13 protein-coding genes and 1 riboswitch are annotated in these 16,741 nt (G+C 56.3%); of the genes, 8 read left to right on the top strand and 5 right to left on the bottom strand.

Features of this window, described 5'->3' with window-relative positions; translation table 11 throughout:
* Positions 1-87 precede the first annotated feature (87 nt).
* The 3 genes from ACERY3_RS23030 to argE form a co-directional block, all read right to left on the bottom strand.
* Positions 88-852, bottom strand: coding sequence for an AraC family transcriptional regulator (locus tag ACERY3_RS23030; RefSeq protein ID WP_058841961.1), 765 nt, complete (start codon positions 850-852; stop codon positions 88-90).
* A gap of 94 nt (positions 853-946) precedes the next feature.
* Complete coding sequence (gene ppc, locus ACERY3_RS23025; protein ID WP_373226575.1) at positions 947-3,598, bottom strand: phosphoenolpyruvate carboxylase; 2,652 nt, start codon at positions 3,596-3,598, stop codon at positions 947-949.
* 271 nt (positions 3,599-3,869) lie between these two features.
* Complete coding sequence (gene argE, locus ACERY3_RS23020) at positions 3,870-5,021, bottom strand: acetylornithine deacetylase (protein WP_058841962.1); 1,152 nt, start codon at positions 5,019-5,021, stop codon at positions 3,870-3,872.
* Between the two features lie 88 nt (positions 5,022-5,109).
* Between argE and argC the strand changes: the two genes are divergently transcribed.
* The 4 genes from argC (at position 5,110) to oxyR (ending at position 9,619) form a co-directional block, all read left to right on the top strand.
* On the top strand, positions 5,110-6,114 hold the full coding sequence (gene argC / locus ACERY3_RS23015; RefSeq protein WP_032662767.1) for an N-acetyl-gamma-glutamyl-phosphate reductase: 1,005 nt from the start codon (positions 5,110-5,112) through the stop codon (positions 6,112-6,114).
* A 6-nt stretch (positions 6,115-6,120) separates the two neighbouring features.
* A complete protein-coding gene (gene argB / locus ACERY3_RS23010) occupies positions 6,121-6,897 on the top strand; it encodes an acetylglutamate kinase (protein ID WP_090420882.1) in 777 nt (258 codons plus the stop codon).
* A gap of 103 nt (positions 6,898-7,000) precedes the next feature.
* Positions 7,001-8,374: an argininosuccinate lyase gene (gene argH, locus ACERY3_RS23005; protein ID WP_069303419.1), complete on the top strand. Its 1,374-nt coding sequence runs from the start codon at positions 7,001-7,003 to the stop codon at positions 8,372-8,374.
* 327 nt (positions 8,375-8,701) lie between these two features.
* A complete protein-coding gene (gene oxyR, locus ACERY3_RS23000) occupies positions 8,702-9,619 on the top strand; it encodes a DNA-binding transcriptional regulator OxyR (RefSeq protein ID WP_023309664.1) in 918 nt (305 codons plus the stop codon).
* On the opposite strand, the gene sthA is transcribed toward oxyR, so the two are convergent.
* Positions 9,602-11,002, bottom strand: coding sequence for a Si-specific NAD(P)(+) transhydrogenase (gene sthA, locus ACERY3_RS22995; protein ID WP_008501785.1), 1,401 nt, complete (start codon positions 11,000-11,002; stop codon positions 9,602-9,604). The two genes, oxyR and sthA, sit on opposite strands and share 18 nt — an antisense overlap.
* Before the next feature lie 196 nt (positions 11,003-11,198).
* Here sthA and fabR point away from each other — a divergent pair, with 196 nt between their 5' ends.
* Positions 11,199-11,837 (top strand): HTH-type transcriptional repressor FabR, encoded by a 639-nt coding sequence (gene fabR, locus ACERY3_RS22990; RefSeq protein ID WP_008501784.1) that lies wholly within the window; start codon positions 11,199-11,201, stop codon positions 11,835-11,837.
* Positions 11,838-11,846: 9 nt separating this feature from the next.
* Positions 11,847-12,206 (top strand): YijD family membrane protein, encoded by a 360-nt coding sequence (locus ACERY3_RS22985; protein WP_008501783.1) that lies wholly within the window; start codon positions 11,847-11,849, stop codon positions 12,204-12,206.
* A gap of 80 nt (positions 12,207-12,286) precedes the next feature.
* Here the strand turns inward: ACERY3_RS22985 and trmA are convergent, their stop codons facing one another.
* On the bottom strand, positions 12,287-13,387 hold the full coding sequence (gene trmA, locus ACERY3_RS22980) for a tRNA (uridine(54)-C5)-methyltransferase TrmA (protein WP_047653051.1): 1,101 nt from the start codon (positions 13,385-13,387) through the stop codon (positions 12,287-12,289).
* 104 nt (positions 13,388-13,491) lie between these two features.
* Positions 13,492-13,668: riboswitch (cobalamin riboswitch) on the top strand.
* A gap of 65 nt (positions 13,669-13,733) precedes the next feature.
* On the opposite strand from trmA, the gene btuB reads away from it, so the two are divergent.
* Positions 13,734-15,581: a TonB-dependent vitamin B12 receptor BtuB gene (btuB, locus tag ACERY3_RS22975; protein WP_047059189.1), complete on the top strand. Its 1,848-nt coding sequence runs from the start codon at positions 13,734-13,736 to the stop codon at positions 15,579-15,581.
* Positions 15,526-16,377 (top strand): glutamate racemase, encoded by an 852-nt coding sequence (gene murI / locus ACERY3_RS22970; protein ID WP_373226574.1) that lies wholly within the window; start codon positions 15,526-15,528, stop codon positions 16,375-16,377. The genes btuB and murI overlap by 56 nt, the downstream gene beginning before the upstream one ends.
* Positions 16,378-16,741: the final 364 nt, after the last annotated feature.

The raw sequence follows: 16,741 nt of genomic DNA, 5'->3' as shown, positions 1-16,741 counted from the left end.
GCGGGCAGGCAGGGCGGATACAGGCCAATTTTGCCAAATACTGGACAAATGTAATGTCCTTAGCGAAGTGCGAGAGCGATCACAATGCTATTTTTTGGCGGTCAGCTCGCTGTGATACTGGCGACGATATTCGGAAGGAGAGCGTTCGGTGTGCTTGCGAAAGAGACGGCAGAAGTAATTGCTGTCTGTAAACCCACAGCGTGCGGCGATATCTTTGATTTTAAGATCGTAGCCTTTGAGCAGCTGGCGCGCGTGTTCGAGTCGCGTTTGCGTCAGGTATTCGTTGAACCCCACGTTGCCAATCTTCTGAAAGAGGTGGGAAAGGTAGTTCGGCGAGACGTAGAACGCCTGCGCGACGGATTCACGGGTTAACGCCGAAGCGTGATGTTCTTCGATGAAGCGGCGAATGGCCTCAAACAGGGCGCGGCTGCGGCTGGCGGTGTGGATATCGCTGCCAAGCAGATCCCGGCAGTGGCTGAGCAAGCTTAATACCACCAGTATCGCGGTCTCTTGCTCATCCGGCTGCATCTGTAATTCGGTTAGCGTCTGCAGAAGAAAAGCACCCGTTCGCGGACCGCGGCGGGCAACCTGGAGCTGCTGCACAAGCGTATTGTCATGCTGTAACTCGATAGTAAGCAGCTGCTTACCGAAATGTATGCTCAGGGCGTTAGACGATGGATGCGTTAAGTGTCCAAAGGATGAAAATATCGCCTCACAGGGGGCATCAAGGGTAATGACGAGGCAGGGAGATGTTCGGGAATGCTGTTCAGACAGCGCTGAGAAATGAATCTGGCCCAGCGGTAGCGTGCGGTTTACCAGGTCTGCCAGGATTCGCGTGATATCGGAATGCATGAGAAGACTACCGAAATGTGCCGGGTGGCGCTAACGCTTACCCGGCCTACCAGTCACAGGTCCGGGCAAGCGCGGCGCCGCCGGGCATAGAGTATTAGCCGGTGTTACGCATACCCGCAGCAACGCCCGCAATCGTCACCATCAGCGCCTGTTCAACGCGCGGATCCGGCTCTTTACCTTCTTCTTCCGCCAGACGCGAACGGTGCAGCAGCTCTGCCTGCAGGACGTTCAGCGGGTCGGTGTAGATGTTACGCAGCTGAATAGACTCGGCAATCCACGGCAGGTCCGCCATCAGATGTGAGTCGTTGGCGATGTCCAGTACCACTTTGATGTCGCCTTCCAGCAGTTCGCGCAGCTCTTTACCCAGCGCCCACAGCTCTGGTTTCACCAGACGCTGGTCGTAGTATTCCGCCAGCCACAGGTCGGCTTTCGAGAAGACCATCTCCAGCATGCCTAGACGGGTAGAGAAGAACGGCCAGTCGCGGCACATGGTTTCCAGTTCGTTCTGTTTACCGTCTTCCACCACTTTTTGCAGCGCGGCACCGGCACCCAGCCAGGCGGGCAGCATCAAACGGTTCTGAGTCCAGGCGAAGATCCACGGGATCGCGCGCAGAGACTCTACGCCACCGGCCGGGCGACGCTTCGCAGGACGTGAGCCCAGCGGCAGTTTACCCAGCTCCTGCTCAGGCGTGGCCGAGCGGAAGTAAGGAACGAAATCTTTGTTTTCACGCACGTAGCCGCGGTACAGATCGCAGGAGATATCAGACAGCTCGTCCATGATATGGCACCAGGATGCTTTCGGCTCCGGCGGTGGCAGCAGGTTTGCTTCCAGGATAGCGCTGGTGTAGAGCGACAGGCTGCTGATGGTCACTTCCGGCAGACCGTACTTGAAGCGGATCATCTCGCCCTGCTCGGTGACGCGCAGGCCGCCTTTCAGGCTTCCCGGCGGCTGTGACAGCAGCGCTGCGTGTGCAGGTGCGCCGCCACGGCCAATCGAGCCACCGCGTCCGTGGAACAGGGTCAGCTCAATACCGGCTTTCTCGCAGGTTTTGATCAGTGCGTCCTGCGCCTGATACTGCGCCCAGGATGCCGCCATCACGCCCGCATCTTTCGCGGAGTCGGAATAGCCAATCATCACCATCTGTTTGCCCTGAATAAAGCCGCGGTACCAGTCGATATTCAGCAGCTGGGTCATGACGTCGTTGGCGTTGTTCAGGTCGTCGAGGGTCTCAAACAGCGGGGCGACCGGCAGGGCGTAGTCGATTCCCGCTTCTTTCAGCAGAAGGTGAACGCCCAGCACGTCGGACGGGGTCTTCGCCATGGAGATCACATAGGCGGCCACCGATCCTTTCGGTGCGTCCACGATCGCTTTACAGGTGTTGAGCACTTCGCGGGTTTCGTTGCTTGGCTCCCAGTTGCGCGGCAGCAGAGGGCGCTTCGAGTTCAGCTCGCGGATCAGGAAGGCCTGTTTGTCGGCTTCGGACCAGCTTTCATAGTCGCCGATGCCGAGATAGCGGGTCAGCTCGCCCAGCGCTTCGGTATGACGGGTACTTTCCTGACGTACGTCGATACGCACCAGCGGCACGCCGAAACACTTCACGCGGCGCAGGGTGTCGAGCAGTTCGCCGTTAGCGATGATGCCCATCCCGCAGGCCTGCAGTGATTTATAACAGGCATACAGCGGCTCCCAGAGCTGTTCGTTCTGGCTGAGCAGACCCTCTGGTTTTGGCAGGCGCTGACCTTTCAGACGCGCTTCCAGCCAGGCCTGAGTGGCCATCAGCTGACCACGCAGTTTCTTCATCAGGAAACGGTACGGCTCGCTGGCGCCTTCTTCTCCGGCCAGCGCGCGCAGTTCCGGCGTCGCTTCAACCATCGACAGCTCGGAGATCAGCACCTGAATGTCTTTCAGGAACAGGTCGGTCGCTTTCCAGCGGCTCAGCAGCAGGACGTGACGGGTGATTTCCGCGGTCACGTTCGGGTTACCGTCGCGGTCGCCGCCCATCCAGGAGGTGAAGCGCACCGGAACAAAGTCGACCGGCAGGCGGTAGCCGAGGTTCTCTTCCAGCTGTTCGTTCAGCTCGCGCAGGTAGTTAGGCACCCCTTCCCACAGGCTGTTTTCCACCACCGCAAAGCCCCATTTGGCTTCGTCGACCGGGCTTGGGCGATGCTTACGAATTTCATCGGTGTGCCAGGACTGGGCAATCAGCTGGCGCAGACGGCGCATCAGCTGGTTACGTTCGTAGTCGGCAATGTCTTTGTTATCCAACTGCTTCAGACAGTTGTTAACTTCCACCATTTTGTGGATCAGGGTGCGACGGGTAATTTCAGTGGGGTGTGCGGTCAGCACCAGCTCCAGCGAAAGCGATTCCACCGCTTTTTTGATGGTGGCTTCGTTGAGGTCTGGCTGGTCTTTCAGTTTACGCAGGGTGCGGGCAATGACTTCCGGGTTGCTTGCCGCTTCGCCGTTTGGCGAAATGCTGTGGTATTGCTCAGCGGTGTTAGCCAGGTTCAGGAACTGGCTGAATGCGCGTGCAACGGGCAGCAGCTCATCGTTAGAGAGGTTCTGCAAGGTGGTGAGCAGCTCCTGACGACTGGCCTCGTTACCGGCACGGGAAGATTTAGACAGCTTGCGGATGGTTTCAACGCGGTCGAGGATGTTCTCCCCCAACGCGTCTTTGATGGTATCTCCAAGCACTTTGCCGAGCATACTGACATTACTACGCAACGCGGAATATTGTTCGTTCATAAAAACCCAGTCACCCCATCATTTTTGTTTATGCCCAGGCGAAAATCATCTGGACATTATTTTGTCATCTCCCTTTATAAAGCCACGTAAAACCCCCGTCGTCAATTGCTGCGAAAACGGTTCAGCAAACGAATAAATGCGGGCAATTTACGAAATTTAATTCGCATTGCGTCAGATAAGAGATGCTTATGGGAATGTGACGGAGATCATGCGATTTGTTGGCCTCACCCTGACCCTCTCCCACTGGGAGAGGGGACTCTTCGGTGCGGTTTTAATGCCAGCAGAAGTGATGCACAACCTGGGTAATCAGTTCGCGGGTTGGCTTGATGAAGCGGGTTTCCAGATATTCATCCGGCTGGTGGGCCTGGTTGATGGAGCCGGGGCCCAGGACCAGCGTAGGGCAAAGCGTCTGAATAAACGGCGCTTCGGTGCAGTAGTTCACCACGTCGGTTTTCTCACCGAGCAGCTTTTCCACCACCTCAACCAGCTGATGATCCGGCGGGCATTCGTAACCCGGGATCGGCGGATGCAGTTCGGAGACCGTCAGGCGGCCCGGCCAGCGCTCGCTCACCGGAGCCAGCGCTTCATTCAGCAGGCCGTCGAGATCGCTCAGCGTCATGCCCGGCAGCGGGCGGATGTCCATATGCAGTTCGCAGCAGGCGCAGATACGGTTGGAGGCATCGCCGCCGTGCAGGCTGCCGAGGTTCAGCGTCGGATACGGCACGGTGAACGCCTCATAGTGATAGCGCTCTTTCAGATCGTCGCGCAGGGTCATGATGCGGCCGATGGCGTCATGCATCAGCTCGATGGCGTTCACGCCGCGCGCCGGATCGCTGGAGTGGCCGGACTGGCCCAGCACGCGCACGGCGGTAGAAATATGGCCTTTGTGCGCGCGAATCGGCTGAAGAGACGTCGGCTCGCCGATGATCGCGCAATCCGGGCGAATCGACGTATTTTCAGAAAAGTAGCGCGCGCCCGCCATGCTGGTTTCTTCGTCGGCGGTCGCCAGAATGTAGAGCGGTTTTTTCAGCTTCGTCACGTCCACGTCACGCAGCGCGTCGAGGATAAAGGCGAAGAAGCCTTTCATGTCGGCGGTGCCCAGACCATAGAGCTTGTTGTCGTGCTCGGTCAGGGTGAACGGATCGCGCGTCCAGCGGCCATCGTCAAACGGCACGGTGTCGGTATGACCGGCCAGCAGCAGGCCGCCCGCACCGGTTCCGGTGCTGGCGAGCAGGTTAAATTTGTGGCGTGTTCCGGGAACGGTCTGAACCTCAACGTTAAACCCAAGATCGCTAAACCAACCCGCCAGCAGATTGATTAAAGACTCATTGCTCTGATCCAGCGCTTCTTCCGTTGCGCTGATGGACGGAGTGGCAATCAGGGCGCGGTAGATCTCGATAAATGGCGGTAAGTTCATTTTCATTGTTGACACACCTTAGGTCGTGATAGTATCAATATTCATGCAATAAATGTGAATAAAAATACATTAACGTTGAGCATAAAGGAACCCGATGTTGAATACGCTGATTGTAGGCGCTAGCGGTTATGCGGGCGCAGAGCTTGTAAGCTACGTGAATCGCCATCCACATATGACCATAACCGCTTTGACCGTGTCAGCGCAAAGCAATGATGCAGGAAAGTTAATTTCCGATTTGCATCCGCAGCTTAAGGGTCTTGTCGATCTGCCGCTGCAGCCCATGTCTGACATCAGCGAGTTTACCGACGGCGTCGACGTGGTGTTTTTAGCCACCGCGCACGAGGTCAGCCACGACCTGGCGCCGCAGTTCCTGGCGGCTGGCTGCGTGGTCTTTGACCTTTCCGGTGCGTTCCGCGTGAACGACGGTGCGTTTTACGAAAAATATTACGGTTTCACCCATCAGCATCCGGATCTGCTGGAAAAAGCGGTATACGGACTGGCGGAGTGGAGCGCAGATAAACTGAAAGAAGCGGACCTGATTGCCGTTCCGGGCTGCTACCCGACGGCGGCGCAGCTTTCCCTGAAGCCGCTGATCGACGCAGGCCTGCTGGATCTGAGCCAGTGGCCGGTGATCAACGCCACCAGCGGCGTGAGCGGAGCAGGGCGCAAGGCCGCTATTTCCAACAGCTTCTGCGAAGTGAGCCTTCAGCCGTATGGCGTGTTTAATCACCGTCATCACCCTGAAATCACGACGCATCTGGGCGCGGACGTCATTTTCACGCCGCATCTGGGCAGCTTCCCGCGCGGGATCCTCGAAACCATTACCTGCCGCCTGAAACCGGGCGTGACCAAAGAGCAGGTGAACGAGGCCTTCACGCAGGCGTACGCGGATAAACCGCTGGTGCGCCTGTACGACAAAGGCGTGCCGGCGCTGAAAAACGTGGTCGGCCTGCCGTTCTGCGACATCGGCTTTGCCGTGCAGGGCGAGCATCTCATCGTTGTCGCCGCGGAAGATAACTTACTCAAAGGCGCTGCCGCACAGGCAATGCAGTGTGCAAATATTCGTTTCGGTTTCCCGGAAACGCAGGCTCTTATTTAAGGTGTGATGATGAACCCATTAATTATCAAACTCGGTGGTGTACTGCTGGACAGCGAAGAAGCGCTGGAGCGTCTGTTTACCGCGCTGGTGAACTATCGCGAATCACACCAGCGTCCGCTGGTGATTGTCCACGGCGGCGGCTGCGTGGTGGATGAGCTGATGAAAGGGCTCAACCTGCCGGTGAAAAAGAAGAACGGCCTGCGCGTCACGCCTGCTGACCAGATTGACATCATTACCGGTGCGCTGGCGGGTACGGCGAACAAAACGCTGCTGGCGTGGGCGAAGAAACACCACATCGCGTCCGTCGGCCTCTATCTGGGCGATGGCGATAGCGTAAAAGTGACCCAGCTCGACGAAGAGCTCGGCCACGTTGGACTGGCGCAGCCAGGTTCGCCTAAGCTGATTAACACGCTGCTGGAAGGGGGTTTCCTGCCTGTGGTGAGCTCTATCGGCGTGACCGAAGAGGGCGAGCTGATGAACGTCAACGCTGACCAGGCGGCGACGGCACTGGCGGCAACGCTGGGTGCGGATCTGATCCTGCTCTCCGACGTGAGCGGCATTCTGGACGGCAAAGGCCAGCGCATTGCGGAAATGACGGCTGAGAAAGCCGAGCAGCTGATTGCCCAGGGCATTATTACCGACGGCATGATCGTCAAAGTGAACGCCGCGCTGGATGCCGCACGCACGCTGGGCCGCCCGGTGGATATCGCCTCCTGGCGTCACGCGGAACAACTGCCGGCGCTGTTTAACGGCACGCCGATTGGCACGCGTATTCTGGCGTAATCGATTTAATGCCCGGCGGCGCTCTGCTTGCCGGGCCTACAAGACCGTAGGCCGGGTAAGCGAAGCGCCACCCGGCAGAACTAACGAATAAAGGAAGCATGTTATGGCACTTTGGGGTGGGCGTTTTACACAGGCAGCGGATCAGCGGTTCAAACAGTTCAACGACTCTTTGCGCTTCGACTACCGCCTGGCCGAACAGGATATTGTCGGCTCTGTGGCCTGGTCCAGGGCGCTGGTAACGGTAGGCGTACTGACCGCCGACGAACAATTACGGCTGGAAGAGGCGCTGAACAATCTGCTGGAAGAGGTGCGTCTTAACCCGCAGCAGATCCTCGAAAGCGATGCTGAAGATATTCACAGCTGGGTGGAAGGCAAACTTATCGACAAAGTCGGCCAGCTGGGTAAAAAGCTGCATACCGGCCGCAGCCGTAACGACCAGGTCGCCACCGATCTGAAGCTGTGGTGCAAAGATACCGTTGGCGAACTGCTGGCGGCTAACCGTCAGCTGCAGAGCGCGCTGGTGGAGACCGCGCAGAACAACCAGGACGCGGTGATGCCGGGTTATACCCACCTGCAACGCGCCCAGCCGGTGACCTTCGCGCACTGGTGTCTGGCCTACGTCGAGATGCTGGCGCGTGACGAAAGCCGTCTGCAGGATACCCTGAAACGTCTGGACGTCAGCCCGCTGGGCAGCGGCGCGCTGGCCGGTACGGCGTATGAAATCGACCGTGAACAGCTGGCAGGCTGGCTGGGCTTTGCCTCCGCCACCCGTAACAGCCTGGACAGCGTGTCCGACCGCGACCACGTGCTGGAGCTGCTCTCCAATGCGTCTATCGGGATGGTGCACCTGTCGCGCTTTGCCGAAGACCTGATCTTCTTTAACTCTGGCGAAGCGGGCTTTGTTGAGCTGTCCGACCGCGTGACCTCAGGCTCTTCCCTGATGCCGCAGAAGAAAAACCCGGACGCGCTGGAGCTGATCCGCGGCAAATGTGGCCGCGTGCAGGGCGCGCTGACCGGCATGATGATGACCCTGAAAGGGCTGCCGCTGGCGTATAACAAAGACATGCAGGAAGACAAAGAAGGGCTGTTCGACGCGCTCGACACCTGGCTGGACTGTCTGCATATGGGCGCCCTGGTGCTGGACGGCATTCAGGTGAAACGTCCGCGCTGCCAGGAAGCGGCGCAGCAGGGCTATGCGAACTCTACCGAACTGGCGGATTATCTGGTGGCGAAAGGCGTACCTTTCCGTGAAGCGCACCACATTGTGGGTGAAGCGGTGGTGGAAGCCATTCGTCAGGGTAAACCACTGGAAGATCTGGCGCTGGCAGACCTGCAGAAGTTCAGCGCGGTTATCGGGGATGATGTGTATCCGATCCTTGCGCTGCAGTCTTGCCTGGATAAACGTGCCGCGAAAGGCGGCGTGTCGCCTAAGCAGGTGGCGCAGGCGATAGCGGATGCGAAAAACCGGTTGGTTTGAACCGTGCGGGCTGGTGTCCTCACCCCGGCCCTCTCCCACGGGGAGAGGGAGCAAACACTAAAAATGGCAACTTCGGTTGCCATTTTGCTTTTATCCCCGGGCTTTTTTACGCAAAAAAAAAGCGGACCACGGGGTCCGCAAAAGTTCACGTTGGCTTTAGTTGTTCGAGTTTTGAGAGAAACTCGCTGACGGTGCGGGGACGTCAAGGGTCAAACACGTGCCGCCTCGTCTATGTGGTGTATTATTCAACAGAATGCTTGATAGGGATAATCGTTCGTTGCTATGCTATCTATCGCCATGAACTATCGTGGCGACGGAGGATGAATAATGAATATTCGTGATCTTGAATACCTGGTAGCGTTAGCCGAGCATCGTCACTTTCGCCGCGCGGCAGACTCCTGCCACGTCAGCCAGCCCACGCTGAGCGGTCAGATCCGCAAGCTGGAAGACGAGCTGGGCGTGATGCTGCTGGAGCGCACCAGTCGTAAGGTTCTGTTCACACAGGCAGGTCTGCTGCTGGTGGATCAGGCGCGCACCGTGCTGCGCGAGGTCAAAGTGCTCAAGGAAATGGCAAGCCAGCAGGGGGAGGCGATGTCCGGCCCGCTGCATATCGGCCTGATCCCAACCGTTGGCCCGTACCTGTTGCCGCACATCATTCCGATGCTGCACCAGACGTTCCCGAAACTCGAAATGTACCTGCATGAAGCGCAAACCCATCAGCTGCTGGCGCAGTTAGACAGCGGCAAGCTCGACTGCGCCATTCTGGCGCTGGTGAAAGAGAGTGAAGCCTTTATTGAAGTGCCGCTGTTCGATGAGCCGATGATGCTGGCGATCTATGAAGATCACCCATGGGCGAACCGCGATCGCGTGCCGATGGCCGATCTGGCCGGTGAAAAGCTGCTGATGCTGGAAGATGGCCACTGCCTGCGCGATCAGGCGATGGGCTTCTGCTTCGAAGCGGGTGCGGATGAGGATACCCATTTCCGCGCAACCAGCCTGGAAACGCTGCGTAATATGGTCGCGGCGGGAAGCGGTATTACGCTGCTGCCTGCGCTGGCCGTGCCGCGCGAGCGTAAACGTGATGGCGTGGTTTATCTGCCGTGCATTAAGCCGGAGCCGCGTCGCACTATCGGCCTGGTGTATCGTCCGGGTTCACCGCTGCGCAGCCGCTATGAGCAGCTGGCAGAGGCCATCCGTGGTTCGATGGATGGCCATTTTGACAGCGCGTTAAAACAGGCGGTTTAAGCCGTTCAGCGCGGCTACCCGATAGGCTTCCGCCATGGTCGGGTAGTTAAAGGTGGTGTTAACGAAGTACTCAATGGTGTTACCACCGCCTTTCTGCTCCATTATCGCCTGGCCGATATGAATGATTTCCGCCGCGCGTTCACCAAAGCAGTGAATGCCGAGGATCTCTTTGGTCTCGCGGTGGAACAGGATCTTCAGCGTTCCCACGCTCATCCCCACGATTTGCGCCCGCGCCAGATGTTTAAACTGCGCGCGACCCACCTCGTAAGGCACCTTCATTGACGTCAGCTGCTGTTCAGTTTTGCCGACAGAACTGATTTCCGGGATGGTATAGATACCCGTCGGAATATCTTCGATCAGGTGCGCCGTCGCTTCGCCTTTTACCAGCGCCTGTGCGGCGATGCGTCCCTGGTCGTAAGCGGCTGAGGCCAGGCTTGGGTAGCCAATCACGTCGCCGACCGCGTAAACGTGCGGCAGGGCGGTCTGATACATGCTGTTGACCTTCAGCTGACCGCGGCTGTCGGTTTCAAGCCCGATATTTTCCAGCTGCAGTGAATCGGTGTTGCCGGTACGACCGTTGGCGTACAGCAGACAGTCTGCTTTCAGCTTCTTACCGGACTTCAGGTGCATGATCACCCCGTCGTCGCAGCCTTCGATCTTCTCGTACTCTTCGTTGTGGCGAATCACCACGCCGCTGTTCCAGAAGTGGTAGGAGAGAGAGTCCGACATCTCCTGATCGAGGAACGCCAGCAGGCGGTCACGGGTGTTGATCAGGTCAACTTTGACGTCCATTCCGCGGAAGATCGACGCATATTCGCAACCAATGACCCCTGCGCCATAGATAATGACGTGGCGAGGCTCATGGTGCAGGCTCAGAATCGAGTCGCTGTCGTAGACGCGCGGATGCGAGAAGTCCACGTCGGCCGGATGGTAAGGGCGTGAGCCGCAGGCGATCACAAATTTTTCAGCCGTGATGGTTTCAACCGAACCGTCGTGGCATTCGAGTGCCAGGGTGTGTTCATCCACAAAATGCGCGTTGCCCTGCAAAATTTCACAGTGATTACGCTCATAAAATCCCTGACGCATGCGTGTCTGCTGGTTAATAACGGTATCCGCGTGATTCAGGATGTCAGCAAAGGATGAACGAAGAAGTCGGGAGTGGTCGCTGTAAAGAGGGTTCTGGTTAAATTCGATAATGCGGCTAACGGCGTGGCGGAGGGCTTTCGAAGGGATGGTGCCCCAGTGGGTGCAACCGCCGCCGACATTATGGTAGCGCTCGATGACCGCTACTCTGGCTCCCTGTTTCACCAGACCCATAGCAGCACCTTCGCCGCCGGGGCCGGAACCAATAACTATTGCGTCGTAATCGTAGGAATGTGGCATGGTAAGGCTTACCTGTTCTTATACATAAAAGCAACAGAATCATAACATCATTGCCAGAGTAACCCAATTATCGTTGTGCTTTTTTCGGGCAGTGGAGCACAAACCGCACGTAAACAATCATTCACAAAGCCAGGCAAACAGATTAATTTTATTCTCTGGTATAGTGCCATCAGGCCTTTGGAAGGATTCAACTATCGTGATGGGCGTAAGAGCACAACAAAAAGAGAAAACCCGGCGTTCGCTGGTGGAAGCCGCATTCAGTCAACTGAGTGCTGAGCGGAGTTTTGCCAGTTTGAGCCTGCGCGAAGTCGCACGCGAGGCCGGGATTGCGCCAACGTCCTTCTATCGTCATTTCCGTGATGTGGATGAACTGGGCCTGACCATGGTCGACGAGAGCGGTCTGATGCTGCGCCAGCTGATGCGCCAGGCGCGTCAGCGTATCGCCAAAGGGGGTAGCGTGATCCGCACCTCCGTATCGACCTTTATGGAATTTATCGGCAATAACCCCAACGCGTTTCGTCTGCTTCTGCGCGAGCGTTCGGGCACATCGGCGGCGTTTCGTGCCGCCGTCGCGCGTGAAATTCAGCACTTCATCGCGGAACTTGCCGACTATCTTGAACTCGAAAACCATATGCCGCGTGCGTTTACTGAAGCACAGGCCGAGGCGATGGTGACGATTGTTTTCAGCGCGGGTGCCGAAGCGCTGGATGTCAGCATTGAACAACGCAAGCAGCTCGAAGAGCGGCTGGTATTGCAGCTCAGGATGATCTCCAAAGGCGCGTACTACTGGTATCGCCGTGAACAAGAGAAACTGGCACATCAAACCGAAGAGTGAAGGTGAGTAATGAAACAGTCAGGTCAGGATAAAGGGACGCTGTTGCTGGCATTGATCGCTGGCTTATCCATTAATGGTACGTTTGCCGCTATTTTTAGCTCAATTGTTCCATTTTCGATTTTCCCGCTTATTGCGCTGGTGCTGACGGTTTACTGCCTGCATCAACGTTACCTGAACCGCACCATGCCGGTGGGGTTACCGGGGCTGGCCGCTGCCTGCTTTATTCTGGGCGTATTGCTGTATAGCACGGTGGTTCGCGCGGAGTATCCGGATATCGGCTCTAACTTCTTCCCTGCGGTACTGTCTGTGGCGCTGGTGTTCTGGATTGGCTCGCGCATGCGTAGCCGTAAGAGCCAGTTACCGGAGTAATGAATTTATTTGTAGGGCAGGTAAGCGAAGCGCCACCTGCCAAAAACGCCGGATGGCGCTACGCTTATCCGGCCTACAGATCACCGTGCGGTAAGTAAAACGCCGCACTCCATATGGTGCGTATACGGGAACTGATCGAACAGCGCCAGACGTTCAACCTTGTGCGTCTGGCCTAGTGTTTCGAGGTTCTTGCACAGCGTCTCCGGGTTACAGGAGATGTACAAAATACGCGGGTACGCCTGCACCATCTTCTCGGTTTCGCTGTCCAGGCCACTGCGCGGCGGGTCGACAAAAATTGTCTCACACTGGTAGCTCTTGAGATCGATCCCTTCCAGGCGGTTAAACTGGCGTACGCCGTTCATGGCCTGCGTGAACTCTTCTGCGGCCATACGAATGATCTGCACGTTGTCGATATGGTTAGCAGCGATATTGTACTGCGCGGCAGCCACCGACGGCTTGGCGATTTCCGTTGCCAGAACGCGATCGAAGTTACGCGCCAGCGCCAGCGAGAAGTTGCCGTTACCGCAGTAGAGCTCAAGCAGATCGCCCGTTGACCCTTCCGTCGCCTTCAGCGCCCACTCCAGCATCTGCACGTTCATCGCAGCGTTTGGCTGGGTGAAGCTGTTCTCGACCTGACGATACACCATCTCTTTACCTGCCACCGGCAGGCGCTCGTCGATGTAGTCCTGATCCAGCATGATTTTGGTTTTTGTCGCGCGGCCAATCAGGTGAACGTTGATGTTCTGCGCGCGCAGCGCATCGCGCAGCGCTTCTGCCTGCTCGCGCCACTCGTCATTGAGCGCTTTGTGGTACAGCAGGGAGACAATCGCCTGATTGCTTTGCGTGGTCAGGTAGTCAATCTGGAACAGCTTGTTACGCAGTACCGGATTGTTGCGCACGCCGTCCATTATCAGCGTCATCAATTGGTTAATGAGCTCGCTCGCCGCCGGAAAGCTGTCCACGCGAATACGGGACTTCGTCTGCTGATCGAAAATGATGTGGTACAGGTCGTCGCCGTCGTGCCAGATGCGGAATTCGGCGCGCATGCGGTAGTGGCTGACGGGAGAGCGGAACACCTCGGGAACGGGCGCGTTGAAAGGCGTCATCATACTTTGCAGGCGGACGACTTTCTCTGCCAGCTGCGCGTCGTACTGTTCTGTCGGGAGGTGTTCTGGGGTCATGATGCGTCCTGAGTGATAAAGAATTACGCGGGGATTGTAGGCATTGTTCAGGGGATGTCCAGATTTAATGGGCAATAGCTGTCTGGACATCCATACGTGTCTAATTGTAGCATTCTGTTTCCGGTCTCCTGAGAGTGAAAAGGGAATCCAGTGTAAATCTGGAGCTGACGCGCAGCGGTAAAGTCTGGCGGGATGAGTGTTGTAGACACTGTGAAAATGGGAAGTCTTCATCCTTATATAGCCACCTAGCCCGAAGACCTGCCGGGATCACGTCGCATTTGGTTTCATCATCGCGTGCTATCGATGAGGCCTGCGGCATCCTTCTTATATTGTGGATGCTTTAACAATGATTAAAAAAGTATCGCTGTTGACGGCGTTGTCCGTCACGGCATTTTCGGGCTGGGCGCAGGATAGCGCCGACTCGTTGGTGGTGACGGCAAATCGTTTTGAACAACCTGAAAAAACTATTCTGGCTGCAACCTCCGTTGTTACGCGTGCCGATATTGACCGTTGGCAATCAACCTCAGTCCTTGATGTTATGCGTCGCCTGCCCGGCGTGGATACGGCGCAAAATGGCGGGATGGGGCAACTCTCTTCTCTCTTTATACGTGGCACCAACTCCAGCCATGTCCTGATCCTTGTTGATGGGATCCGCCTTAACCAGGCGGGCGTTACGGGGTCGTCCGATCTCAGCCAGTTCCCGATCTCCCTGGTGCAGCGTATCGAATATGTTCGTGGACCGCGTTCGGCGGTATACGGCTCGGACGCGATTGGCGGAGTCGTAAACATTATTACCACTCGCGCGAAGGACGGTACCACGCTGAATGCAGGTGTAGGGTCGCATGGTTACCAGAATTATGGCGGCAGTACTCAGCAAACATTGGGCGACAGCACGCGCGTCACGCTTGCGGGTGATTACACCTATACCAAAGGGTTTGATGTGGTTGCGGACGGCAACAATGGTGGCCTTGCCCAGACCGATCGCGACGGCTTTATGAATAAAACGCTCTATGGTGCAGTGGATCACGCATTCTCGGAGCAGTGGAGCGGATTTGTTCGCGGCTTTGGCTACAGCAACCGTACTGCCTACGACGGTTACTACAGTTCATTTACTCCTGACGTACTGGTCGATACCCGCCAGCTCTATAGTCAGACCTGGGATGCAGGATTGCGCTTCAATGATGACATCTTCCATTCACAGCTGCTCACCAGCTATAGCCACAGCAAGGACTATAACTACGACCCAAATTTGGGCCGCTACGATTCGACAGCCACCCTGGATGAAATCAAACAGTACAACGTCCAGTGGCTGAACTCCGTTGATGTTGGCCATGGAAACATTGGCGCGGGCGTTGACTGGCAGAAGCAGAGCACCGAGCCGGGTACAAACTACGTAACCAACGGCTACGACCTGCGTAACACCGGCGTTTACCTGACCGGGTTGCAGCAGTTTGGTGACTTCACTCTGGAAGGAGCGGTTCGCAGCGATGACAACTCTCAGTTCGGTCGCCATGGCACCTGGCAAAGTAGTGCGGCCTGGGAGTTCGTGGAGGGTTACCGCTTCGTTGCTTCTTATGGTACGGCCTATAAAGCACCGAATCTGGGTCAACTCTATGGTTTCTATGGCAATGACCATCTTGATCCAGAAGAGAGCAAGCAGTGGGAAGGTGCGTTTGAAGGCCTGACGGCCGGCGTGAGCTGGCGCGTCTCCGGCTACCGTAATGACGTCGATAATCTCATCGACTTCGATAATAACCTTCAGCAATATTACAACGTCGGTAAAGCGCGCATTAAAGGTGTGGAAGCGACAGCATCGTTTGATACGGGTCCGTTGACGCATACTGTTGGCTACGATTATGTGGATGCCCGCAATGCCGCAACCAACGAACTTCTGGACCGTCGTGCTAAACAGCAGGTGAAATATCAGCTCGACACGCAGATCTATGATTTCGACTGGAGCCTGACTTATCACTATCTCGGTACGCGTTACGACACTGACTTTGGTGCTTATCCGTCTGAGAAAGTAAAAATGGGCGGTGTCAGCCTGTGGGATGTCGCAGTTTCGTATCCTGTCACCTCACATCTCACAGTTCGTGGTAAAATAGCCAACCTGTTCGATAAAGATTACGAGACAGTTTATGGCTACCAAACTGCAGGACGGGAATACACCTTGTCTGGCAGCTACACCTTCTAATCCGCGTCCCACCGTGCTGGTGTTTGATTCCGGCGTCGGTGGGCTTTCGGTCTATGATGAGATTCGGCATCTCCTGCCGGATCTCCATTACATCTACGCCTTCGATAACGTCGCTTTCCCGTATGGGGAAAAGAGCGAAGATTTTATTGTTGAGCGTGTGGTTGAAATCGTCACCGCGGTACAAAAGCGCTATCCCCTTGCGCTGGCCGTCATCGCCTGTAATACGGCGAGCACCGTTTCTCTTCCCGCCCTGCGTGAAAAATTCCAGTTCCCGGTTGTGGGTGTCGTTCCTGCGATAAAGCCTGCCGCGCGCCTGACGGCGAACGGCATTGTGGGTTTGCTGGCAACGCGAGGCACGATAAAGCGTCCTTATACCCGCGAACTGATCGACCGTTTTGCCAACGAATGCCAGATTGCGATGCTGGGTTCGGCTGAGCTGGTGGAGATGGCTGAAGCGAAGCTGCATGGAAAGGCGGTATCACTCGACGAGCTGCGTCGTATTCTTCGTCCGTGGCTGCGGATGCCAGAGCCTCCGGATACCGTTGTGCTGGGCTGTACTCACTTCCCGCTATTACAGGAAGAGCTATTAGAGGTATTGCCGGAGGGGACGCGCCTGGTGGATTCCGGTGCGGCTATCGCCCGTCGTACGGCCTGGCTGCTGGAGCATGAAGCGCCGGATGCGAAATCTACCGATGCGAATATCGCGTTTTGTATGGCCATCACGAAAGAGACTGAGCAACTTTTACCCGTTTTACGCCGTTATGGCTTTGAAACGCTCGAAAAACTGGCGCTGTAGCACGGTTTTGAGCAAAAAAGAGACGGTTGAAAGTTTTTTTTAAAAGAGGGGTTGTCAACGTCTGAGAACTCCCTATAATGCGCCTCCACTGACACGGAACAACGGCTTACAGGCCGCCGGGTTAGCGGGGTTCAGAGATGAACGCCGGCAGAGAAAAGCAAAAATAATCGCTTGACTCTGAATGAGGAAAACGTAATATACGGGACCTCGCAACGGTGAGCTTAACGCCGCGTTGCAACTGCTCTTTAACAATTTATCAGACAATCTGTGTGGGCACTCAAAGTGACATGGATTCTTAATGTCTTCGGACAATAAATGAATACCAAGTCTCTGAGTGAACATACGTAATTCATTACGAAGTTTA

The sequence above is a fragment of the Enterobacter cloacae complex sp. ESBL7 genome (genome assembly GCF_041679625.1).
GTDB lineage: Bacteria > Pseudomonadota > Gammaproteobacteria > Enterobacterales > Enterobacteriaceae > Enterobacter > Enterobacter asburiae_B.
This window is presented reverse-complemented; position numbering and strand designations above follow the sequence as displayed.